This window comes from Ancylobacter sp. SL191, from assembly GCF_026625645.1.
Lineage (GTDB): Bacteria > Pseudomonadota > Alphaproteobacteria > Rhizobiales > Xanthobacteraceae > Ancylobacter.
On record NZ_CP113056.1, the window covers coordinates 1,128,986 to 1,150,037 of the forward strand.

A 21,052-nucleotide genomic window follows, 5' to 3' on the forward strand; every position below is an offset into this window, starting at 1 on the left:
TGCGGGCATAGGCTCAAGAGGGCTCAAGGGGGGCGGGTTTGGATTGGGATCACCTGCGCATCTTCCTCGCGGTCGCGCGCGCCGGGCAGATGCTGGCGGCGGCGCGCCAGCTCGGGCTCGACCATGCGACCGTCGGGCGCCGGCTCGGCGCGCTGGAGGCCGGCCTCGGCTCCAAGCTGATCGAGCGGCGCACCACGGGAAGCGCGCTCACCCCCGCCGGCGAGCGCCTGCTCGCCCATGCCGAGCGGATCGAGACCGAGATGCTGCAGGCGCAGGCGGCGCTGGGCAATGTCGACCTCGCGCTCGCCGGCACGGTGCGCATCGGCGCGCCGGACGGGTTCGGCACCTATTTCCTCGCCCCGCGCCTCGGCAAGCTGGCCGACGAGCATCCCGGCATGACCATCCAGCTCGCCCCCCTGCCGCGCAGCTTCTCGCTGCCCAAGCGCGAGGTCGATGTCGCCGTCACCCTGCAGCGCCCGACCGAGGGGCGGCTGGTGGCGCGCAAGCTCACCGATTACAGCCTGGGCGTGTACGCCACGCGCGACTATCTTGATCGCACTGGCCCGATCGTCCACCTCACTGCACTGACTGGCCGCCTCTTGGTGACCTATGTGCCGGACCTCGTCTACTCGCCAGCGCTCGACTATTTCGAGGCGTTTCGCGAGATCGAGGCGCGCCGGCTGGAATGCGCCAGCGTGGTCGGGCAGATGGAGGCGGTGCGTGCCGGGGCGGGGGTCGGCATCCTCCATGACTATGCCGCGCGGGCCCATCCCGAACTGGTCAGGCTGTTGCCGGAACTGAGTTTTCGCCGGTCCTACTGGCTCGTCACCCATGCCGACATCCACGAATTGCGGCGCATTCGCGAGGTGGAGGACTTCATCGCCGGTGCGGTGCGCGAGGCACGGGCGAGCTTCGTCACCGGCCCCGCGCCGGTCATGGCCACCTCGTAACGCCTTGACAGCGCTCAGCTCAGGCCGAATTCGGCGAGCTGCCGGCGGGTCTGGGCGATGTTCGTGGTGACGAAGTCGCCAAAGGCGGGCATCGGCAGATAGGCGCTCATCCAGTTATGCTGGAACAGCTTTGCCCGCCAGCTCGGCGTCCGGACCAGCCGGGCGATCAGCCCCGCCAGCCGCTCCCGCTGCTCCGGTGAGGACTCCGGCGGGGCGAAGATCCCCCGCCAGTTATCCATGCGCAGGTCCACCCCCATCTCGCCGAAGGTGGGAATGTTCACGCCCGGCAGGCGCTGCGACGAGGAGATGGCGAGCCCGCGCAGCCGGCCGAGGCTGATATCGAGCTGCAGCTCGCTGAGCCCGCCCACCGCGCAGTTCGCCTGCCCGCTGAAAATCTGCGCGCCGGTCGTCTCGCCCGGCGGTCGCGACACATAGGCGAGCCGCTGCGGCTCGATGCCGGCTTGCCGGGCAAGATCGGCCACCAGCAGGTGCTCCGTGCCGCCGCGCGGACCGCCAGCGAAGCGGATGGTGGCTGGCTCCAGCTGGAGCCCGATGGTCAGTTCCTTCAGCGTGTCGATATCCGAGTTCCAGGCCACGGCAAGGACGAGGTGCTCGCAGGCGATGCGCGCGATCGGCGCGCCCAGTACCAGCTCCAGCGGCGCGCGTTGCAGGATGCCGGCACCGATGAGGCTCGCGCCCGTCACCATGATCACATCATCCGGCCCGCGTCCAAGTTCGAGGAAGCGTACCAGCGCGGCGCTGGTTTCCGCCGGGGCGTAGACGGTATCGAGCTGACCGACGAGGCTTTCCGCGCGAAGCACCTCCCCGATCGCGGTAGCGCAGCGAGCCGCGCCGCCTCCGAGGGATGTGGGTACGAAGAGCGTCAGCCGTTCGAGCATTGGCGGGGAGGCGGCTGCCTGCGCGCGCGCGGCGCCCGTCGTGATCGTGCTACCAGCCAGGCCGGCGGTCAGTCCGGCGAGAAAGCCGCGTCGGTTCATGAAATGCCGCCCGGTAGCAGCTTGCCCCTGCTGCTCGCTCTACTTGCATAGCGTGTCGCGCAAGGTGGTGGAAGGTCAGACGAACCGCTCGCTACTTATTTACCTCGGCCCCGTTGCTCCACCGCAGGTTCCTCCCGCCGAAGCGGTACTGCGTCGCCTGGCTATAGGTCTCGCCCGGCTTCAACCACGGGGAGGGGAAGCCCGGCTGGTTCACCGCATCGGGAAAGGTCTGCGCCTCGAAGCACAGCCCGGCATGGGGGCCGTGGCGATGGCCGCCGAGCCCGTGCCGTGTCGGCTTGAGGTGGAAGCCGTCATAGAGTTGCAGCCCCGGCGCGTCGGTGAACACGTCAAGCTGCAAGCCCGACCGGGCGCTCGCCGCGCGGGCAGCGAAACGCGGCGGGCCATTGGGGGTGCCGTCCAGCGCGTAATTGATGTCGTAACAGGTGCCGCGCGCGTCCAATCGCTGCGGCGTGGTGAAGTCGAAGGGCGTGCCCGCCACGGGGGCGATGTCGCCGGTCGGGATGAGATCGGCATCGACCGGTGTGTAGTGCCGCGCGGCGATCTCGACCTCCAGCTCACGCACCGAGCCGGCCGGGTCGAGGGTGAAATAGGAATGGTGGGCGAGGTTCACCGGCGTCGGCGCGTCGGTGGTCGCGGTCATCGTAATGGCGAGCGTCGCGAGGGCCTCCAGCCGGTAGGTGCAGCGCACATCCAGCGTGCCCGGATAGCCTTCCTCGCCATCGGGCGAACGGCGCATCAGCGTCACCGCGTCGATACTGGCCGTCTCGATCCGCCAGTTCCGGTGCGAGAAGCCGCGCGCGCCGCCATGCAGATGGGTGCGCCCCGCCTCGTTGCGGCCGACATCGTAAGTGGTGCCGTCGAGGGTGAAGCGCCCGTCGCGGATCCGGTTGGCGACGCGCCCGCAGGTGGCGCCGAGATAGGGCGGGTTGGCGATGTAGCTCGCTGCGTCCTCAAAGCCGAGCACCACCCGGCGCAGCCGGCCGTCGATCAGGGGGATTTCCAGATCGCGTAGTGTCGCGCCCCAGCTCAGCACCCGCGCCCGCGTGCCATCCGGCCCGTGCAGCGTGACTTCCTCGATCGCCTCGCCATCCGGGCCCGTGCCCACCTGCGTGATCTGAGCGTCCATCCCTGTCATCCGTGCTGGCCCGGCTCGCGGTGGCCGGGCGATTCGGCGTCCAGTATGCCGCGCCCGTCAGTGCGTGGGCACCGCCGTTGCGGGGGCGTGATGATCGTGGCGGCAAAGATCGTGATCCGCCAGCGTCTCGATCACCCGGCACTGGTCAACCCGGCCATGGGCGCAGCCGGCGATCATCCGCTCCAGCTCCACCTTCAGCGCGGTGAGGCCGGCGATGCGCCGCTCCACCTCCTCCAGCCGGTGGCGGGCGATGGCGTCGGCGGCGGCGCAGGACTGGTCGGGATCGTCCTGCAGATGCAGCAGCGTGCGGATCGCCTCGATCTCGAAGCCCAGTTCGCGTGAATGGCGGATGAAGGCGAGGCGACGCAGATCCGCTCCGTCATAAGCCCGGCGGCCGCCCTCGGTGCGCGGCGGGCGGGGCAGCAGGCCGATGGATTCGTAATAGCGGATGGTCGGCACCTTCACCCCGCTCACCCGCGCCGCCTCGCCAATGGTGAAGGGGCCGTCCTCGCCTGCGCTCATTTTCCCGCTTGCTCCTCTAGTCGCTAGAGGAATTAGGGTGCCGTCCATCGCAGCACAAGAGGCGAGAGGTGATGCCATGGCCGCGCTGAAAACCCGCTACCGGATCGAGGGCATGGACTGCGCGTCCTGCGCCACCAAGATCGACACGGCGGTGCGCCGGCTGCCAGATGTGGCGGAGGTGTCGGTCTCGGTGACCGCCGGTACGCTGACCGTCGAGCATGACGGCGCCGACCTTGCCGTGCTGGAAAAGCGCGTCGCCGGCCTCGGCTATGGCATCGTACCGCTCGTGGGCGCTGCCGAAGCCCGCACGCGCGACACCCACCAGCACGGCCCCGGCTGCGCCGGGCACGATCATGACCACCATGACCACGAACATCATGGCCATGATCACGCGAGTCATGATCACGACGGCCACGGTCACGTTCATGGCGACGGTCACGATCATGCCGGCCACGCGCGCCCCCCCGCCGCGCCCGCCCCTGAAGCGTCCGACCATGCGCATAACCATCTCCCGACCGACCGGCCGTGGTGGCAGAGCGGCAAGGCGCGGCTGACGCTGGCTTGCGCCGGCGCGCTTGGCCTCGCTTACGGACTCGGCCATCTCATCCCGGCCTACGCGCACCTGTTCTTCATCGCCGCTCTGGCGATCGGGCTCCTGCCCATCGCCCGCCGGGCGGTGATGGCGGAGCTCGCCGGCACGCCCTTCTCCATCGAGATGCTGATGACCATCGCGGCCATCGGCGCGGTGATCATCGGTGCCAGCGAGGAGGCTGCCGCCGTGGTGGTGCTGTTCCTCATCGGCGAATTACTGGAGGGCGTCGCCGCCGGTCGCGCCCGCGCCAGCATCCGCGCGCTGACCGCGCTGGTGCCGAAGACGGCGCGGCTGATCGAGAACGGCACGACCCGCGAGGTGCCGGCCGAGAGCCTCACCATCGGTGCGCTCATCCTCGTGCGGCCCGGCGAGCGCATCCCGGCCGACGGGGTGGTGACGGAAGGCGTGGGCTCCGTGAACGAGGCGCCGGTGACCGGCGAGAGCGTGCCGGTGTCCAAGGGCGTGGGCGACACGGTGTTCGCCGGCACGGTGAATGGCGAGGCGGCGCTGACCATCCGGGCCACGACCGAGCCCTCCGACAACACCATTGCACGCGTGGTCCGGCTGGTGGAGGAGGCGCAGGAGAGCAAGGCGCCGACCGAGCGTTTCATCGACCGTTTCGCCCGCTGGTACACGCCCTTCGTGGTGCTGCTCGCCGCGCTCGTCGCCGTGCTGCCGCCGCTGCTCGCCGGCGCGGCGTGGGATGAGTGGATCTATAAGGGCCTCGCTATCCTGCTCATCGGCTGCCCCTGCGCGCTGGTGATCTCGACCCCTGCGGCGATCGCCGCCGGTCTCGCCGCCGGGGCGCGGCGCGGGCTGCTGATCAAGGGCGGCGCGGTGCTGGAGCGGCTGCGTCTCGTCAATGCGGTCGCGCTCGACAAGACCGGCACGCTGACCGAGGGCAAGCCGAAGGTGACGGACGTCATCGCCTTTGCCGGGGATGAGGCGGCGCTGATCGCCCGCGCCGCCGCGCTGGAGGCGGGCTCCAGCCACCCGCTGGCGAACGCCATCCTCAATGAGGCCGCCGCGCGCGGCCTGTCGATCCCGCCGGTAAGCGGGGCGGCGGCGCTGGGCGGCGAGGGCGTGAGCGGCACGGTGGAGGGCGCGGCGCTGTTCCTTGGTTCGCCCAAGGCGGCCGCCGCGCGGGCCCCGCTGACGGGGGAACAGCAGGCGGTCGTTTCCCGCCTGAACGAGGCCGGCAAGACCGTCGCCGTGCTGGTGGCGGACGGCGCGGTGGCGGGCCTTCTCGCTCTGCGCGACGAGCCGCGCGCGGATGCCGCCGCAGGCCTCGCGGCGCTGAAGGCGGCGGGCATCCGCACGGTGATGCTGACCGGCGACAATGAGCGCACCGCGCAGGCGGTGGGCGCCAGCCTCGGCATCGAGGTGCGTGCCGGGCTGATGCCGGCGGACAAGCAGCGCATCATCGGCGAGCTGAAACGCGAGGGCTTCACCGTCGCCAAGGTCGGCGACGGCATCAATGACGCGCCGGCGCTGGCGGCGGCCGATGTCGGCATCGCCATGGGCGGCGGCACGGATGTGGCGCTGGAGACGGCGGAAGCAGCGGTGCTGCACGGGCGCGTCGGTGATGTCGCGGCGATGATCGCCCTGTCGCGCCAAACCATGCGCAACATCCATGAGAACATCACCCTCGCGCTTGGGCTCAAGGCGGTGTTTCTGGTGACCACCATCATCGGCGTCACCGGGCTGTGGCCGGCCATCCTCGCCGATACCGGCGCTACCGTGCTGGTGACCGCGAATGCCTTGCGCTTGCTGGGCTGGAAGGGGAATAGCGCCGGTTAAGGCATGAGGCGCCGAGCCTCGGCCAACGTCGCATCCGTGCCGCCGGCGGTGGAGAGGCGGTGCCAGCCGATGCTGCCGCAATCGCGCGTCGCCTGCTGGGTGACGATGGCGGCGGTGGCGTCCGAGGCATCGCCCCGTCGCGCCTCGACGCGGGCGGTCAGCGTGTCGAGCGACGCCTCGAGCCACAGGCCGGTAAAGGCCGCGCCGGCCTCGCGCGCTATGTCTTCGATGGCGGCGCGTTCGTCGTCGCGCTGGTGGACCGCATCGACGATGACGCCATGGCCGGCGGCCAGCACCGCACGGGCGCGCTCACGGAGCACCGCATAGACGGCGGCGGTGGTCGCCTGCGTGTAGGCTTCCGGTGGCAGGCGGTCGAGTTCCCCCACCCCGGCGAGGCGCTTGCGCTCGACATCGCTGCGCAGATGCACCGCGCCGGGCAGCGGGCCGATCTCCGGCGCCAGCCGGGCGGCGAGCGTGCTCTTTCCCGTGCCGGACAGCCCGCCGACCGCCACCAGCCGGGCGGGGCGGGGCGCCAGCGCCGTCTCGGCATAGCCGAGATAGGCGAGCGCCTCGGCCTCAGCCGCCTGCTTCGCCGGGCCGTCGCGCAGCGCCAGCGCCGCCGCCGTCACCTGCGCGCGGATGCCGGCGCGCAAGGCGAGGAACAGCGGCAGGGCGGCCAGCCCGTCATAGGGCGGAGCATCGCCGCAGGCGGCGAGATAGCGGTTGAGCAGCTGGTTGGCCGCATTGGTCCATCCGCGCTGGCCGAGATCCATCAGCAGGAAGGCGAGGTCGTAGAGCCGGTCGGTGGTGGCCAGCGCCTCGTCGAATTCCAGCGCATCGAACAGCACCGGCACGCCGTCGATCAGCGCGATGTTGCGCAGATGCAGATCGCCATGGCCGCGCCGCACCTCGCCGGCGGCGGCGCGCGCGTTAAGCAGAGGGGACAGGCGCGCGATCGTGCCGGTCAGCGCCGCCGCAAGTGCCGCCACGCGGGGCGGGGCGAAGAGGTCCGGGCTCTCGCGCAGTCCGGCGACGATGCCGGTCGCGACCTTGGACAGTTCCGCCGCCGAATCGACTTTGGTGCGACGGGGCGCCCGCTCATGCGCGGCATGAACCGCCCGCGCCAGCGCGTCGATCAGCGCCGGGGTGAGGGCGTCGGGCGGCAGCCGGTCCAGCGTCGCGTGCTCGTCGAAGCGGCGCATATGCACCGCCCATTCGATGACGGTGCCCGCCTCGCCACCGAGTTGCAGCCGGTCGCCCAACCGGCGGATCGGCACCAGGCCGAGATAGAGGCCGGGCGCGTTCACCCGGTTCACATCCAGCTCGCGCATAGAGGCGGCGTGGCGCTTGTCCAGTGTCGAGAGGTCCATGAAGGGAAAACGCACGGCGCGCTTCACTTTATAGACGTCATCGCCTGCGAGGAAGACGGCCGCGCCATGGGTGTCGATCCGGGACACGGCGCCGGTCAGCCCATGCGTCGCCGGGTCGGCCAGCAGGGCGAAAATCGGCTCCTGATCGGCGACGACATGGTCGGGGGAAGCGGCGGGCGTGCTCATGGCGCCAGTCTAGCTCCCACCTGCCGCCCCGCCATCGGTAAGGTTGCGGCCAAAAGTGAGTGGGCGGCGGGTCGTGGCGGGGTTATGGATGCGCCAACGCTGTCAGCTTCAGGTCTCGCCTCGTGTCCGATACGTCCTCCGCCTCCCCGCCCTATTTCGCCAGCGACAATGGCGTGGGCGTCTCGCCTGAAATCCTCGCCGCGCTCGCCGCGGCCAATGAAGGCGCGATGTACTCCTATGGCGCCGACGCGATCACCGCGCGCGTCGAGCGGCGACTCAGCGAGGTTTTTGAGCGCGAGGTGGCGGTGTTCCTCGTCTCCACCGGCACGGCAGCCAATGCGCTGTCGCTCGCCACCTTCACCCCGCCCTGGGGCGCTGTGCTCTGCCATGCCGACGCGCATATCGAGAAGGATGAGTGCGGCGCGGTGGAATTCTTCGGCGCCGGCGCGCGCCTTGTGCATGTCGCCGGCGCGCGCGGGCTCATCGACCCGCAGGCGCTCGCCACTGCCGCGCAGATGAACAAGGGCGATGTGCATGGCGTGCAGCCGGCCTGCGTATCGATCACCCAGGCGAGCGAGCTCGGCACACTTTATTCACGCGATCATCTGAACGAGATCGGCCGCGTGAGCCGTGCCGCCGGGCTGACGCTGCACATGGACGGGGCGCGCTTCGCCAATGCGCTCGTCGCGCTCGACGTCACGCCGGCCGAGATGACCTGGAAGGCCGGGGTGGACGTGCTCTCCTTCGGCGCCACCAAGAACGGCGCGATGGGCGTCGAGGCGGTGGTGCTTTTCGATCCGGCGAAGGCGCAGGACATGGCCTTCCGCCGCAAGCGGGCGGGGCACCTCATGTCCAAGATGCGCTTCCTCGCGGCGCAGATGGCCGCTTATCTCGACAACGATCTCTGGCTCGCCAATGCCCGCCACGCCAACGCCATGGCCGGGCGGCTGGAGGCGGGGCTGCGCGCCATCGCCGGCATCGAGATCATCGAGCCGGCGGAAGCCAACATGCTGTTCGTGCGCCTGCCGCAGGCGACCATCGACGCGCTGCTGGCGCAGGGCTTCCGCTTCTACTCGGACCGCTGGGGCTCCGGCGTCATCCGCCTGGTCGCCTCCTTCGCGACCAAGGCCGAGGAGGTGGACGCCTTCGTCGCCGGTGTTCGCGCGGCGGTGTGAGAGCCTGATTGGACCTGCCTTCTGAGTGTCGTCATCCCGGCCGCAGGCGAAGCCGCAGAGCCGGGATCGTCCACCAGAATACGGATGGCGATCCCGGATACGGCCTGCGGCCGTTCCGGGATGACGCCAGTGGAACCTTCAGCGTACGTCTCTCGCGCCCTTTAAGGGCTCCGCCTCACATCACCGCCGAGACCACCTCCGGCGATTCCTCCAGCGCGTGGGCCATGAAGTCGAGCGCGGAGCGGATCTGCGCGCGGCTGGCCGGGCCACCGAGGCAGACGCGCACCGCCTCGGACACGGTGCCGCCGACGGTGAAGGCGTCGCTCGCCACCACGCCGATGCCGGTCGTGCGCATGTGGCCGACAAAGGCCGAGCGGGTCCAGGGTTCGGGAAGGTCGATCCAGAGATTGAAGGCGAGCGGGTCGGCGCGGAACGAACCGGCGGGCAGTATCTCGTTCGCCAGCGCCTGCCGGGCCTGCGTTTCCGCGCGGATGAAGCGCAGCAGCGTGTCGGCGGTGCCGTCCTCGATCCAGCGCGTCGCCAGCGCGGCGGTGAGCGGGGAGCTCATGACATTCGCCGTGCGCAGCGCCGCCGCGAAGGGGTAGCCGGCCCGCGCCTCCGGGACCACCACATAGGCGGTGCGCAGCCCGGCGCCGATGCATTTGGCAAGGCCCGCCACATGCCAGGTGAGGTCGGGTGCGATGGCGGCGAGCGGGGCGGGGCCATGAGCGGGGATGAAGCCATAGGCGTCATCCTCGACGATCGGCACGCCGAAGCGCCGGGCAACCTGCGCGATGGCGGTGCGCCGCGCCTCGGGAATGGTGAGGGTGGTCGGGTTCTGCAGGGTCGGGTTGAGGTAGAGCGCCTTCGGGGCCTGCTCGCGGCAGGCTTGTGCGAAGGCATCGGGGTCGATGCCGTCGGCATCCATCGGCAGGCCGACGAGGCGCAGCCCGAGCTGGGCGGAAATCGCCCGCGCGCCGGGATAGGTGACGGCTTCGCACAGCACCGTGTCGCCGGGCTTGGCCAGCAGACCGAGAATGCCGAGCAGCGCCGGATGCGCGCCGGGTGTGACGAAGATGCGCTCCTGCGAGGGCACCAGCGCGCGCCGGCCCAGCCAGGCCGAGGCGGCATCCTTGTCCGCCCGCGTGCCGCCGAACCCCTGATAACGCAGCAGCGCCACGAGATCGCGCCCGACCTCGGCAAGACCTTCCTGCATCCGCGCGATCAGCGCCGGATCGTCCGGTTCGGGCGGCAGGTTCATCGACAGGTCGACGCTGGACGGCCGGGAGGGCGAGGCGGGGCGGGCCTTGGGGCGGGGCAGGCCGGTGACGAAGGTGCCCTGGCCGACACGGGACTCCACGAGGCCGCGCTTCTGCGCCTCGACATAGCCGCGCGCCACCGTGGTGAAGTCGATGTCGAGCTTTGCCGCGAGCTTGCGCTGCGGCGGCAGCCGATCGCCAATGGCGAGGCGGCCGGCGCGGATGTCGTCGGCGATCAGGTCGGCAATGGCCAGATAACGCGGCTTGTCGGAGCGGGAAAGGTCGGGAATCCAGTCGGCCATCGGTCAATCCGTCAGGCGCCTGCGGGCGCCGAATCCATGCGTTTATGAATTGACTGTATAATGTTGCATTCGGGGTATGTCACCTCTGGTCCGCGATTTGCTGCGTAGGTAGTTGTGCGTAACGTGCCGCCCTGCCTGCGCAGGAACCGAGCAGAATCCAGCCTTTTGAATAAGCGTCCGCCTCGTTTTTCGACACCCTGCCTCCGTGTCACCCGGCCATATTGTATGTATTTTTGTATGTAAATTGATTCTTTTGCTGATTCTTTATTCAAACCATCAATTGGCACATTGATTGCAATTCTTCGGCTGTGAGCCGGCGAGCGCCGGTCCCCTGTTCACCTGAGGAGAGCGACATGGCCACCATTACCGTTCCGGCCCACCAGAAGGGCGATGTTCTGGTCGACTATGAGGACAAGAAGTTCGAGGACGTCAAAGCCGCCCCCGGCGAGAAGGCGCTCGTCACCTTCCACACCGTGGCGTTCGAGGGCTCGATCGGCCTCGTCAACCTGCTTCAGGCCTCGCGCCTGATCCAGAAGGGTTTCGAGACCTCGGTGCTGCTCTATGGGCCGGGCGTCACGCTCGGCGTGCAGCGCGGCTTCCCCAAGCTCGGCGACGAGGCATTCCCCGGCCATCTCAACTTCAATGGCCGCATCGAGAAGATCATGAATGACGGCGGCAAGGTCTATGCCTGCCGCTTCGCCCTGCAGGCGCTCTACGGCCATGGCGAGGGCGCGCTGATCCCCGGCGTCATCCCGATTAGCCCGCTCGACGTGCTCGACATCATCCTCGTCCACCGGCGCGACAACGCCTTCATGCTCCACACCTGGACGCTCTGACCCGTCATCCCGGCCGAGAGCCGGGATCGAATACCGATGACAGTGCGATCCCGGATAGGCGGCCCCGCCGCCGTCCGGGATGACGGCCAAGGCCAGAGGAGGCCGCAATGGCAGACATGACAGCCCCGGCAAAGCGCATCGTCCGCGCCGCCGCGGTGCAGATCGCGCCGGACCTCGACAGCCTGGAGGGCACGCTCACCCGCGTGCTCGCCGCGCTGGAGGAGGCGGCGGGCAAGGGAGCGCGGCTTGTCGTGTTCCCCGAGACCTTCCTGCCCTGGTATCCCTATTTCTCCTTCGTTCTGCCCCCGGTGCTGACCGGGGCGGAGCATCTGCGGCTCTATGAGCAGGCGGTGGTCGTGCCCGGCCCGGTGACTGAGGCGGTGGCGGCATCCGCCCGCCGCCTCGGCGTCGTGGTCGTGCTCGGGGTGAATGAGCGCGACCATGGCTCGCTCTACAACACCCAGCTCATTTTCGACGCCGATGGCGGCGTGAAACTCAAGCGCCGTAAGATCACGCCGACTTTCCATGAGCGGATGATCTGGGGGCAGGGCGATGGTGCCGGCCTCAAGGTGGTCGACACGGCGGTGGGCCGCGTCGGCGCGCTGGCCTGCTGGGAGCATTACAACCCGCTCGCCCGCTACGCGCTGATGGCCCAGCACGAGGAAATCCACGTCGCGCAGTTCCCCGGCTCGCTGGTCGGGCCGATCTTCGCCGATCAGATCGAGGTGACGATCCGCCACCACGCGCTGGAATCGGGCTGCTTCGTGGTCAATTCCACGGGTTGGCTCACCGAAGACCAGATCGCCCGCATCTCGCCGGATGAGCGGCTGCGCAAGGCGCTCACCGGTGGCTGCATGACGGCGATCATCTCGCCCGAGGGCAGCCATGTCGTGCCGCCGCTCACCTCCGGCGAGGGCATCCTCATCGCCGATCTCGACATGAGCCTCATCACCAAGCGCAAGCGGATGATGGATTCGGTCGGCCATTACGCCCGGCCCGAACTGCTCAGCCTCAATCTCGACGACCGGCCCGCCGTGCCGCTGCACCGGCAGGCCGCGCCCTTCCTCGCCAGCACCGGGAGTGCGTTCGATGAAGCCGATGGATCCCGCGACCGATCTTCAGCCGATGCCGACGGAGCATCTGATCAACGAGTTGCAGTCCTACGGGGTGCGGCTGGTTGATCCGCGCGCCGGCGCCGAGTCGCGCCGGGGCGGGGCGGGGCCGTCCGACCACAAGGCGATGACCATTGACGGGATGACCGTCATGGTCCCCGTCCACACCGCGCCGGCCTTCGAGAGTCCTTATCTGGTCGAACGGCCGGACGCCTATGGCCGCTCGCGCATCAGCCGCGACGGGCTGGTGCTGGGCGAGGTGTCGTTCCCGCTCCAGCCGAAATTCTACGGCCTCTCCACCGCCGACGGCATTCCCTATTCCAAGATCGCCGTGCTGCATGGGCGCGACGTGCTGGCGACCACGGTGCTGCAAAGCTGCATCCGCTATCAGAGCCGCACCAAGACCTGCCAGTTCTGCGCCATCGGCCAGTCGCTGGCAGCGGGCCGCACCATCGAGCGCAAGACCCCGGCCCAGCTCGCCGAAGTCGCCAAGGCGGCGGTGGAGCTCGATGGCGTCAAGCATATGGTGATGACCACCGGCACCCCGCCGGGCAAGGACCGCGGCGCGGCGATCCTTACCGAGAGCGTCGCGGCGGTGAAGGCGGCGGTGGACCTGCCGATCCAGGTGCAGTGCGAGCCGCCTGATGACGACGCCTGGTTCGGCCGGATGTTCGCCGCCGGGGCGGATGCGCTTGGCATGCATCTGGAAGCGGTGAGCGAGCCGGTGCGGCAGACGATCATGCCCGGCAAGGCGCAGGTGTCGGTGGAGCGCTATTTCGAGGCTTTCGCCGCCGCCGTGCCAGTGTTCGGGCACGGGCAGGTCTCGACCTACATCCTCGCCGGGCTCGGCGACACGCGCGAGGAGATCCTCGCTGTCTGCGACCGGCTGACGAAGATCGGCGTCTATCCCTTCGTCGTGCCCTTCGTGCCGATTTCCGGCACGCCGCTGGAAAGCCACCCGACCCCGTCGCCCGCCTTCATGAATTCCATCCTCGGCCCGCTCTCGGGCATGCTGCTGGCAACCGGGCTGAAATCCATCGACGCCAAGGCCGGCTGCGCCAAATGCGGCGCGTGCTCGGCGCTCTCCACCTATGAGCGCCGGGGCGCCCTCGGTGGTGCGATGGGGGGCTGCGCATGATGTATGGGCCCTTCGACGCCTTCCGCGCCGCCGACTTCCAGGTGAAGTTCGCCACCGCCACCTGGGAGAAGCGCGGCGCCGCGCGCCTGCGCCATGAGGTGTTCTGCGGCGAGCAGGGCCTGTTCGGCGGCGATGACCGCGACGCGATCGACGCCGTCGCCATTCCCATCGTCGCCGTCTCCATGCTCGGCCTTGTGGCTGATGACGTGGTCGGCACTGTGCGCATCCATGAAGCCGAGCCCGGTGTGTGGTGGGGCTCGCGCCTTGCCGTTGCGGAAGACTATCGCAAGGTCGGGCCGCTCGGCGCGGCGCTGATCCGGCTCGCCGTCTCGTCCGCCCATGCGCGCGGCTGCACCCGCTTCCTCGCTCATGTGCAGAGCCAGAACGGCCTGCTGTTCCGCCGCCTGCACTGGAACATCGTCGAGGAGAAGGAGCTGCATGGCCGCCCGCATCTGCTCATGCAGGCGGACCTCGCTCATTACCCGCCAATCCTCGATGCCGAGACCGGCTTCCATGCGCTGGCGCGGGCTGGCAGCGTGCGGAGGGCGGCATGAGCGCGTGCGCGGGCCTGCCGCTCGGCCCGGACGCCTTTGCCGGCATCGTCGCCAAGTTGCGGGCGTCGGCCGGCATGGCGGCCAAGGCCGACATTGCGCTCGCCGCCGCGCGGCTGGGGATTGGCGGCACGAGTGACATACGCGTGGGCGACGATTGCGCCGCCATTCCCGACGGCGAGGGCTGGCTGCTTCTCGCCATCGAAGGCTTCATGAATGAGTTCGTCGCCGGCGATCCGTGGTTCGCCGGCTGGTGCGGGGTGATGGTCAACCTCTCCGACATCGCCGCCATGGGTGGGCGCCCGCTTGCCGTGGTCGATGCGGTGTGGGCAGCGGGCGAGGACGAGGCCGCGCCGGTGCTGGCGGGCCTGCGCGCGGCTTCCGAGCGCTTCGGCGTGCCGGTGGTCGGTGGTCACACCAATCTCAAGACCGATCGCGGCCAGCTTTCCGTTGCGATTCTCGGCCGGGCCAAGCGCCTGCTGACCTCCTTCGATGCGCAGCCGGGCGAGACGCTGATCGCCGCCATCGATTTGCGCGGGCGCTACCGCGAACCCTTCGCCAATTGGGAAGCCGCCACCGACGCCCCGGCCGAGCGGCTGCGCGGCGACCTTGCTTTGCTGCCGATGATCGCCGAGGCGGGCCTCTCCCGCGCCGCCAAGGACATCAGCCAAGGCGGCGTCGTCGGCACCAGCGCCATGCTGGCGGAAGCCTCGGGCGTGGGGATCGAGATCGACCTTGCCCGCGTGCCGGCGCCCGACGGCGTCGATCCCGCGCACTGGCTGATGAGTTTCCCGAGCTACGGTTACCTGCTCACCGCCAGTGACGATAATTTGCCGGCAATCATCCGAGCCTTCCACGCCCGCGGCATTTCTGCCGCCGCGATCGGGCGGGTCACCGCGGATCGCCGGGTGACCGTGGTGAATGGCCCGGCGCGCGAGACCATCTGGGACTTCGCCGCTCGCCCGCTCATCGGTTGCGGTCCCCTCGCACCCCGCGCGGAGGATGCGGCATGAGTGCCTCCCGCCCGCTGCGCATCGCCATCCTCGCCCATTCCACCAATCCGCGCGGCGGCGTCGTCCATGCGCTGGAGCTGGGCGATGCGCTGACCCGGCTCGGCCATGAGGCGGTGGTCCATGCCCCCGATGCCAAGGGCGCCGGCTTCTTCCGCCCGACGCTGTGCGGCACGGTGAGCGTGCCCGCCTCGCCCGTCGGGACGGATGTGACGGAGATGGTGCGCATCCGCATGGCGGATTATGTGCGCCATTTCGAGGCACCCGCCCATCGGCGCTTCGACGTGTTCCACGCGCAGGACGGCATTTCCGGCAATGCGCTGGCGACGCTTCACGAGCGTGGCCTCATCCCCGGTTTTGCCCGCACCGTCCACCATGTCGATGATTTCCGCGATCCGGCGCTGGCCGAGCTTCAACGCCGCGCCATCGTCGCGGCGGACCGGCATTTCGTGGTGAGCCATCTCTGGCAGGGCAAGCTCGCCGTCCTGTTCGGCCTCGCGCCCGATCTCGTCGGCAATGGCATTGACACCGCTCGCTTCACCCCCGCGCCGGATGGCCGGGAGGCGGGGCTCGCCCGCACGCTCGGCCTCGGCGCCGGCCCGATCATCCTCAGCGTCGGCGGCGTGGAGGAGCGCAAGAACACGCTCGCCATGCTGGAGGGCTTCATCCAGCTGCGCGCGCTGCACCCACGCGCGCAGTTCGTCATCGCCGGCGGGGCGAGCGTGCTCGATCACCACGCCTATCAGGCGGCGTTCGCCGCGCGCCTTGCCGCCTCCGGCCTGCCCGGCGACGCGGTGATCCGCACCGGCGCGCTGGCGCAGGCTGACATGCCCACTCTCTACCGCCTCGCCGATGTGCTGGCCTTCGCCTCGCTCAATGAAGGCTTCGGCCTCGTCGCCCTGGAGGCCATGGCCTGCGGCATCCCCACCGTCGTCTCGCGCCTCGCGCCCTTCACCGAGCATATCGGCGAGGAGGAGACGGTGTGGTGCGACCCGCTCAATCCCGCCTCCATCGCCAATGCGCTCGCCGCCGCGCTGGTGCCGGAACTCGCCGCCCGCCTTGCCACGCAGGGCCCGCGCGCGGCGGCGCGGCATGACTGGCTCACCGTCGCCCGCGCTCACCTTCCCGCCTACCGCGCTCTTGCCGCGGTGACGCCTGCGGAGATGCACCATGCCTGAGATGACCTTCACCATCCGTTGGCCCGATGGCACGCGCGAGCCGTGCTACTCGCCCTCGCTCATCATCAAGGACTATCTGACGCCGGGCGAGACCTATGCGCTCGACGATTTCCTAACCCGCTCCCGCACCGCGCTGATGATCGCCAGCGAGCGGGTGGAGGCGAAATACGGCTTCCCCTGTTCACGCGCCCTCGGGCAGCTCGCCCGGCTGGAAAGCGCCGGCCGCTCTTTTTCCACGCAATCGGAGGCCCGCGTCGCCGTCGAATCCTTCGACGCGTGAGCGCCGCCTCGCGGAGACACCCGCATGAATGAGAACCGCATCGAGCATCATCCGGTCGTCATCGTCGGCGGCGGCCAGGCGGGGCTGTCGGCCTCCTACCATCTGCGCCAGCGCGGCATCGTTCATCTGGTGCTGGAGAAGAACCGGGCGATGCACGCCTGGGAGAGCCAGCGCTGGGACAATTTCTGCCTGGTGACGCCGAACTGGCAATGCGACCTGCCTGGCCACCCCTATGACGGGCCGGAGCCGGACGGCTTCATGAAGAAGGACGAGATCCGCGCCTATCTCGCCGGCTTCCGCGCCAAGGTCGACCCGCCGATCCGCGAGGGGGTGAGCGTGCGCCGCGTCGCGCCGCGCGCGGAGGGCGGCTTCCTCATCTCAACCAGCGCCGGCGATTTCAGCGCCGACCATGTCATCGCCGCCTCGGGCGGCTATCACGAGCCGATCATTCCGCGCATGGCCGAGCGCCTGCCCGCCTCCATCGCCCAGATCCACTCGGCGGAGTACCGCAACGCCGACCAACTGCCGCCCGGCGCGGTGCTGGTGGTTGGCTCCGGCCAGTCGGGCGCGCAGATCGCCGAGGATCTCCACCTTGCCGGCCGCAAGGTGCATCTGGCGGTGGGGGACGCCCCGCGCTGCGCCCGCGTCTACCGCGGCCGCGACGTCGTCACCTGGCTCGCCGACATGGGCTATTACGACATGCCGGTGGAGAAGCACCCGCTGCGCGAGGGCGTGCGCGACAACACCAACCATTATGTCACCGGCCGCGATGGCGGGCGCGACATCGACCTGCGCAAATTCGCGCTGGAGGGCATGGAGCTGTACGGCGTCCTCCGCGATTTCGACGGCGGTTCGCTGCTGTTCGAGGAAAACCTCCGGCAGGCGCTGGATGATGCCGACCGCACCTATAACGGCATCAACGCCGCCATCGACAAGCACATCACTGATAACGCCATCACCGCCCCGCCGCCCAGTGTCTATACGCCGGTGTGGGACCCGCCGGCCGAGCGCGGCACGCTCGATCTCGCCGGCTCGGGGATCACTGCCATTGTCTGGTGCATCGGCTTCCGCCCGGATTTCCGCTGGCTGGACGCGCCCGTCTTCAACGGCGCCGGCCACCCGCAGCACCGGCGCGGGGTGACGGCGCGCGAGGGGCTGTACTTCCTTGGCCTGCCCTGGCTGCACACCTGGGGTTCCGGCCGCTTCGGCAGTGTCGGGCGCGACGCGGCGTTCCTGGTCGATCACATCGCCGCGCGGCTCGCCCGCGCCGGGCAGGACAGCGCGGCATGAACCGACCACTGGGGCCGCTGGAGCTCGACGAGGCCATCCCTGCCGCTGCGCCGGGACGCCTCGCGCGTCAGGTGACGGGCGAGGTCTCGCTCATCCTCGGCATGCCGCAGCTCTCGCTCGCGGGCCTTTCGGAGAGCTGGCTGCTCAAGGAGCTCGGCCATCGCCACTGGATGCTGCTGGCGGAGATGGCCGGGCGCGCCGTGCCGGACTTCCGTGACGGCGATGGGGCGCCGGTCTATGCCGCCTTCTGCGCATTGTCGGTCACCCAGGCCGCCTTCGATTCGCTGGGGGAGAATGACCGTCTGGTCATCCGCTCCAGCCTGCGGCGTATCTCCCGGACCCAATGCGCCAGCCGACACCGCCTGCTGCGGCAGGGCGTCTGTCTCGGCGAGGTCGAGCTGGTCTCGGTCTTCGTCCGGCGTAGCAGCGGCGGGAGCAACCATGCCGTCGCCCGCGTGGCGCTGGACGGCTTCCCGCCCGTGATCGACGCGCCGAGCGAGCTCGCCACCCGTGCGGCGGATCTGCGAGCGGCCCGGCTCGATACGCATTTCGGCTTCGATCTCGCGAGCCCGGAAGGGGAAGGCCGATTCGAGATCGACCCCTGCCCGGCGCAGGATTTCAACGGCGCGGGCTTTCTCTACTTCTCCAGCTTCGTCGGTTTTCTCGACCGGGCGGAGTGGCATTTCGACGGCCGTCGCGCGCCACGTGCCGTCACGCGCCGGCGCGAGGTGTTCTTTCACGGCAATGTCGATCCCGGCGAGCGGATCGTCGTGCGCTGGCTCGCGGCGCGGCGTGGGGAGGGCGTTCTGCTGCATCGCTGCCGGCTGGAACGGGCGAGCGACGGGGCGCGCCTGGCCGACGCCTTCACCGAGCGGGCGGTGTGAGCGGCCCGCGGGGAGTTTTCCACCGGCCGTCATCGGTCTGTGAGAAAAGCTGAAAAACCCCGTTGCAATCCGCCCGAGGCTGGGGCATAGAGACGGCCCGTTCGGGGGCGCCGGCAAGACCGGGGCTTCAGAACACGGAGCGAGCGGGTGTAGCTCAGGGGTAGAGCACAACCTTGCCAAGGTTGGGGTCGTGGGTTCGAATCCCATCGCCCGCTCCAAATTTTCCCAAAGAAAATCAAATGCTTAGCAAGCGCCCTTCGGGGCGCTTTTTGCTTACTGGGGCCAGTTTGGTCGGCCTGGTAAGCGCTCGGTCAGCTTGTCAGGCAAAGCCTTGGCGAGCTCCAGCGTAGCTGACGGCCCGTTCGAGGCAGCGCTGAGAAACCAGGCGGCCGGGCGCGATGGCTGGGCCGTCGATGATCACCTGCGGCAAGGGGCCTGGTCGACCGCCTTATGGCCGGCGAGAATGTCCGCCAAGGATCTGAACCCCCGAAGACGCGTGCTACAGATTGCGGTCAATCAGATGCTGCAGGTTTGTGGACAGGGCCATCGGCTACGCCGTGACCCGTCAGGAAGAGTCTCAATCCTCGGAGGACGAAGAGCATCTTATCAAGAAGCTCTTGTCGGCGGACGCCACCTCTCCGCGCGGGCGCACTCTGTTCGCTCCGATGCAGGACATCCACGGGAATGGTGGGGCAGCAGGCGGCGCCCCGCCGTCGGGAAGCTGATGTTCTTCAGCCAATGGACACCTACCGCATGTCGAACAGCTCCTGGTGAAAACGCTTCTGCACTGGGAAGCCTTCTCGTGCGAAATCTCGCCTCAGGGCTGCCCCGAAGTCGGCAGGGCCGCAGAACCAGAGGCTCGCCTCGCGCCAGTCTGCCACGGCGTCGCGAATGCGCGCGCCGGTCAACCGGCCGTCACGCGCGCTGACCAGCAGGTGCAGGCGCACATTGGCGGAACTCGCGTCTTCACTGAGCCTGGCGAGTGCCAACTCGTCCACGTCGCCGGTGGCGTGGAACAGGTTGATGCTCTGGCCCGGCGGCCAGTCAGGCGTCCCGTCGCGCATGGCCATGTGCTTCATGCGCGCGATGAACGGGGTGATGCCGATGCCGCCGCCGATCCATATCTGGTGGCGGCAATCGTCGTCGAAGGTGAAGCAGCCATAGGGGCCCTCGACTCGCACCTCCTGACCCATTTTGAGCCTTTCCTTGAGACGGTTGGTGTGGTCACCCAGTTCCTTGGTTATGAAGGTGATCCGCGGGTGGTCTGGATGCCAGTCCGATGCAATGGTGTAGGGATGCGCTCCTTCGGAGGCGTCCGACATGGCGAAGGCGAACTGGCCCGCCCGATGCCCCGGCCATCCGGCGGACATATCAATGATGGTTTCGAGCGCCTTCACGCCCGGATAATAGGTAAGCTCCGCAATCCGCCCACTGACCTGCCGTGCGGCGCCGACCTGACGCAGCAGCACCACGCCCGCGGCGAATGTCCCGCCGGCCATCAGCAGGGTCATTGCGGCGCCGAGTGGCGTGAGCCAATCGGCGAAGTTCAGGAGTATCACCGTGTGGAAGACGAGCAACAGATAAGCGATCGCAACCAGCCGGTGGGTTTTGTAGAACCAGCGATAGGGCACGACGCGAATCAGTGCCAACGCGATCAGCACCACGGCCGCGTAGAAGGCCCATTCGCCGACGCTCTCGGCGGTGCCGCGCAGGCTGGCGAAAAAAGCCTCGGTCGGGTCCGAGATAGGCGCACGTGGGGCGCGGGCGGGTCTCTCCAGAAGCCCCCAGTTCCCGGCCCATTTCGGTCCCTTCGCCCATAGCCAGTGAATCACGGCGACCACGAGGACGGTGACACCGAGCCATTTGTGGAGGCGGTACATCTTGTCGAGCCCGCCCATCCAGCGCTCGGGCCAGCGGGGGCGCAGCGCCAGCATCATCGCCACGCTCATGGCCGCAATGGCGAGGACGCCCGTGTATTGAACGGCCGCCGACCGCAGCGCGAAGAAGCCATTCGGCTGAAATACTCCAGGCTCCGCTGCGATCCACAGAACGGACATGAGAGCGATGATGCCGAAAAGGGTGAGCTTGATATGCCGCACGGGTCCGGCTCCCATTCGCGCCGCAGCGGATCGCCATCGACCCTGCCCCGGCAACTCCTTCGATTGAACGCTTGAAAACGAAGGATGGCGCATTGAGCCGGCGCCATAATTGGTCTTACGTTCGGACTATCCACCTCTGAGCTTGTCAGCTGCCCAGAGCAGCGCGCCGGCCAGTTCCTCCGCCGTGAGCGCGTCGGCGCCGGTGGCAATCACCAGATCGCCGAGCTGCTGTACCTTGCGGGTCTTGAGCTGTCGTGCCCTGTCCTCAAGCGCCTTCAGTTCCGCATCGACGTCACGTGGCTTGCGCATGGTCCTCTCCATCAGCAGTCGATGGAGCGATGATAGTTGAGCGGGTTACGGATGG

General features: G+C 69.0%; 18 protein-coding genes, 1 tRNA gene and 1 pseudogene. 13 read left to right on the plus strand and 7 right to left on the minus strand.

The annotated features are described in order from the left end of the window. The first annotated feature begins 38 nt into the window (after window positions 1–38). The gene (locus OU996_RS05115; RefSeq protein WP_267584565.1) at window positions 39–950 is read left to right on the plus strand and encodes a LysR family transcriptional regulator; all 912 of its coding nucleotides are present in this window, start codon (window positions 39–41) and stop codon (window positions 948–950) included. A 14-nt stretch (window positions 951–964) separates the two neighbouring features. On the opposite strand, the gene OU996_RS05120 is transcribed toward OU996_RS05115, so the two are convergent. The 3 genes from OU996_RS05120 to OU996_RS05130 all read right to left on the minus strand — a co-directional run bounded on the left by OU996_RS05120 (window position 965) and on the right by OU996_RS05130 (window position 3,626). Next, window positions 965–1,948 (minus strand): tripartite tricarboxylate transporter substrate-binding protein, encoded by a 984-nt coding sequence (locus OU996_RS05120; protein ID WP_267584566.1) that lies wholly within the window; start codon window positions 1,946–1,948, stop codon window positions 965–967. Between the two features lie 91 nt (window positions 1,949–2,039). Beyond that, window positions 2,040–3,095 carry an aldose epimerase family protein gene (locus tag OU996_RS05125; RefSeq protein WP_267584567.1) on the minus strand — a complete coding sequence of 352 codons (1,056 nt, stop codon included), beginning with the start codon at window positions 3,093–3,095 and terminating at the stop codon, window positions 2,040–2,042. A 66-nt stretch (window positions 3,096–3,161) separates the two neighbouring features. Further along, window positions 3,162–3,626 carry a MerR family transcriptional regulator gene (locus OU996_RS05130; protein ID WP_267584568.1) on the minus strand — a complete coding sequence of 155 codons (465 nt, stop codon included), beginning with the start codon at window positions 3,624–3,626 and terminating at the stop codon, window positions 3,162–3,164. A 76-nt stretch (window positions 3,627–3,702) separates the two neighbouring features. Here OU996_RS05130 and OU996_RS05135 point away from each other — a divergent pair, with 76 nt between their 5' ends. Then, on the plus strand, window positions 3,703–6,018 hold the full coding sequence (locus tag OU996_RS05135) for a heavy metal translocating P-type ATPase (protein WP_267584569.1): 2,316 nt from the start codon (window positions 3,703–3,705) through the stop codon (window positions 6,016–6,018). Here OU996_RS05135 and OU996_RS05140 read toward each other — a convergent pair. Further along, a complete protein-coding gene (locus OU996_RS05140; protein ID WP_267584570.1) occupies window positions 6,015–7,574 on the minus strand; it encodes an AAA family ATPase in 1,560 nt (519 codons plus the stop codon). The genes OU996_RS05135 and OU996_RS05140 overlap by 4 nt on opposite strands. Window positions 7,575–7,696: 122 nt before the next feature. Here OU996_RS05140 and OU996_RS05145 point away from each other — a divergent pair, with 122 nt between their 5' ends. Further along, window positions 7,697–8,749: a threonine aldolase family protein gene (locus OU996_RS05145; RefSeq protein ID WP_267584571.1), complete on the plus strand. Its 1,053-nt coding sequence runs from the start codon at window positions 7,697–7,699 to the stop codon at window positions 8,747–8,749. Between the two features lie 175 nt (window positions 8,750–8,924). Here OU996_RS05145 and OU996_RS05150 read toward each other — a convergent pair whose 3' ends face one another. Then, window positions 8,925–10,310: a PLP-dependent aminotransferase family protein gene (locus OU996_RS05150; protein ID WP_267584572.1), complete on the minus strand. Its 1,386-nt coding sequence runs from the start codon at window positions 10,308–10,310 to the stop codon at window positions 8,925–8,927. A gap of 353 nt (window positions 10,311–10,663) precedes the next feature. Here OU996_RS05150 and OU996_RS05155 point away from each other — a divergent pair, with 353 nt between their 5' ends. The 10 genes from OU996_RS05155 to OU996_RS05200 all read left to right on the plus strand — a co-directional run bounded on the left by OU996_RS05155 (window position 10,664) and on the right by OU996_RS05200 (window position 18,807). Beyond that, on the plus strand, window positions 10,664–11,146 hold the full coding sequence (locus OU996_RS05155) for an MSMEG_0572/Sll0783 family nitrogen starvation response protein (RefSeq protein ID WP_267584573.1): 483 nt from the start codon (window positions 10,664–10,666) through the stop codon (window positions 11,144–11,146). A gap of 107 nt (window positions 11,147–11,253) precedes the next feature. Further along, window positions 11,254–12,327 carry a Nit6803 family nitrilase gene (locus tag OU996_RS05160; RefSeq protein WP_267584574.1) on the plus strand — a complete coding sequence of 358 codons (1,074 nt, stop codon included), beginning with the start codon at window positions 11,254–11,256 and terminating at the stop codon, window positions 12,325–12,327. Next, window positions 12,245–13,396 carry an MSMEG_0568 family radical SAM protein gene (locus OU996_RS05165; protein WP_267585602.1) on the plus strand — a complete coding sequence of 384 codons (1,152 nt, stop codon included), beginning with the start codon at window positions 12,245–12,247 and terminating at the stop codon, window positions 13,394–13,396. The genes OU996_RS05160 and OU996_RS05165 overlap by 83 nt, the downstream gene beginning before the upstream one ends. Continuing rightward, the gene (locus OU996_RS05170) at window positions 13,393–13,950 is read left to right on the plus strand and encodes an MSMEG_0567/Sll0786 family nitrogen starvation N-acetyltransferase (RefSeq protein ID WP_267584575.1); all 558 of its coding nucleotides are present in this window, start codon (window positions 13,393–13,395) and stop codon (window positions 13,948–13,950) included. The genes OU996_RS05165 and OU996_RS05170 overlap by 4 nt, the downstream gene beginning before the upstream one ends. After that, the gene (locus tag OU996_RS05175; RefSeq protein WP_267584576.1) at window positions 13,947–14,960 is read left to right on the plus strand and encodes a sll0787 family AIR synthase-like protein; all 1,014 of its coding nucleotides are present in this window, start codon (window positions 13,947–13,949) and stop codon (window positions 14,958–14,960) included. The genes OU996_RS05170 and OU996_RS05175 overlap by 4 nt, the downstream gene beginning before the upstream one ends. Further along, a complete protein-coding gene (locus OU996_RS05180) occupies window positions 14,957–16,135 on the plus strand; it encodes an MSMEG_0565 family glycosyltransferase (RefSeq protein ID WP_267584577.1) in 1,179 nt (392 codons plus the stop codon). Before OU996_RS05175 ends, OU996_RS05180 begins: the two co-directional genes overlap by 4 nt. Next, window positions 16,128–16,415: an MSMEG_0570 family nitrogen starvation response protein gene (locus OU996_RS05185; protein WP_267584578.1), complete on the plus strand. Its 288-nt coding sequence runs from the start codon at window positions 16,128–16,130 to the stop codon at window positions 16,413–16,415. The genes OU996_RS05180 and OU996_RS05185 overlap by 8 nt, the downstream gene beginning before the upstream one ends. Before the next feature lie 24 nt (window positions 16,416–16,439). Continuing rightward, on the plus strand, window positions 16,440–17,705 hold the full coding sequence (locus OU996_RS05190) for an MSMEG_0569 family flavin-dependent oxidoreductase (RefSeq protein ID WP_267584579.1): 1,266 nt from the start codon (window positions 16,440–16,442) through the stop codon (window positions 17,703–17,705). Beyond that, complete coding sequence (locus OU996_RS05195; RefSeq protein ID WP_267584580.1) at window positions 17,702–18,589, plus strand: Pnap_2097 family protein; 888 nt, start codon at window positions 17,702–17,704, stop codon at window positions 18,587–18,589. The genes OU996_RS05190 and OU996_RS05195 overlap by 4 nt, the downstream gene beginning before the upstream one ends. A 143-nt stretch (window positions 18,590–18,732) precedes the next feature. Further along, window positions 18,733–18,807, plus strand: a tRNA-Gly gene (locus tag OU996_RS05200). A gap of 528 nt (window positions 18,808–19,335) precedes the next feature. Here OU996_RS05200 and OU996_RS05205 read toward each other — a convergent pair. Both OU996_RS05205 and OU996_RS05210 read right to left on the minus strand, forming a co-directional pair. Continuing rightward, window positions 19,336–20,688, minus strand: a complete 1,353-nt coding sequence (locus tag OU996_RS05205) for a ferric reductase-like transmembrane domain-containing protein (RefSeq protein ID WP_267584581.1) — start codon at window positions 20,686–20,688, stop codon at window positions 19,336–19,338. A 129-nt stretch (window positions 20,689–20,817) separates the two neighbouring features. Beyond that, a pseudogene (locus OU996_RS05210) lies at window positions 20,818–20,997 on the minus strand (conjugal transfer protein TraD); the annotation flags it as partial. Window positions 20,998–21,052: the final 55 nt, after the last annotated feature.

Coding starts and splice junctions, on each gene's coding strand:
- OU996_RS05165 (WP_267585602.1), top strand. CDS start 12,245: ATGGATCCCGCGACCGATCTTCAGCCGATGCCGACGGAGCATCTGATC.
- OU996_RS05185 (WP_267584578.1), top strand. CDS start 16,128: ATGCCTGAGATGACCTTCACCATCCGTTGGCCCGATGGCACGCGCGAG.
- OU996_RS05170 (WP_267584575.1), top strand. CDS start 13,393: ATGATGTATGGGCCCTTCGACGCCTTCCGCGCCGCCGACTTCCAGGTG.
- OU996_RS05135 (WP_267584569.1), top strand. CDS start 3,703: ATGGCCGCGCTGAAAACCCGCTACCGGATCGAGGGCATGGACTGCGCG.
- OU996_RS05195 (WP_267584580.1), top strand. CDS start 17,702: ATGAACCGACCACTGGGGCCGCTGGAGCTCGACGAGGCCATCCCTGCC.
- OU996_RS05130 (WP_267584568.1), bottom strand. CDS start 3,626: ATGAGCGCAGGCGAGGACGGCCCCTTCACCATTGGCGAGGCGGCGCGG.
- OU996_RS05155 (WP_267584573.1), top strand. CDS start 10,664: ATGGCCACCATTACCGTTCCGGCCCACCAGAAGGGCGATGTTCTGGTC.
- OU996_RS05175 (WP_267584576.1), top strand. CDS start 13,947: ATGAGCGCGTGCGCGGGCCTGCCGCTCGGCCCGGACGCCTTTGCCGGC.
- OU996_RS05140 (WP_267584570.1), bottom strand. CDS start 7,574: ATGAGCACGCCCGCCGCTTCCCCCGACCATGTCGTCGCCGATCAGGAG.
- OU996_RS05125 (WP_267584567.1), bottom strand. CDS start 3,095: ATGGACGCTCAGATCACGCAGGTGGGCACGGGCCCGGATGGCGAGGCG.
- OU996_RS05160 (WP_267584574.1), top strand. CDS start 11,254: ATGGCAGACATGACAGCCCCGGCAAAGCGCATCGTCCGCGCCGCCGCG.
- OU996_RS05150 (WP_267584572.1), bottom strand. CDS start 10,310: ATGGCCGACTGGATTCCCGACCTTTCCCGCTCCGACAAGCCGCGTTAT.
- OU996_RS05180 (WP_267584577.1), top strand. CDS start 14,957: ATGAGTGCCTCCCGCCCGCTGCGCATCGCCATCCTCGCCCATTCCACC.
- OU996_RS05120 (WP_267584566.1), bottom strand. CDS start 1,948: ATGAACCGACGCGGCTTTCTCGCCGGACTGACCGCCGGCCTGGCTGGT.
- OU996_RS05190 (WP_267584579.1), top strand. CDS start 16,440: ATGAATGAGAACCGCATCGAGCATCATCCGGTCGTCATCGTCGGCGGC.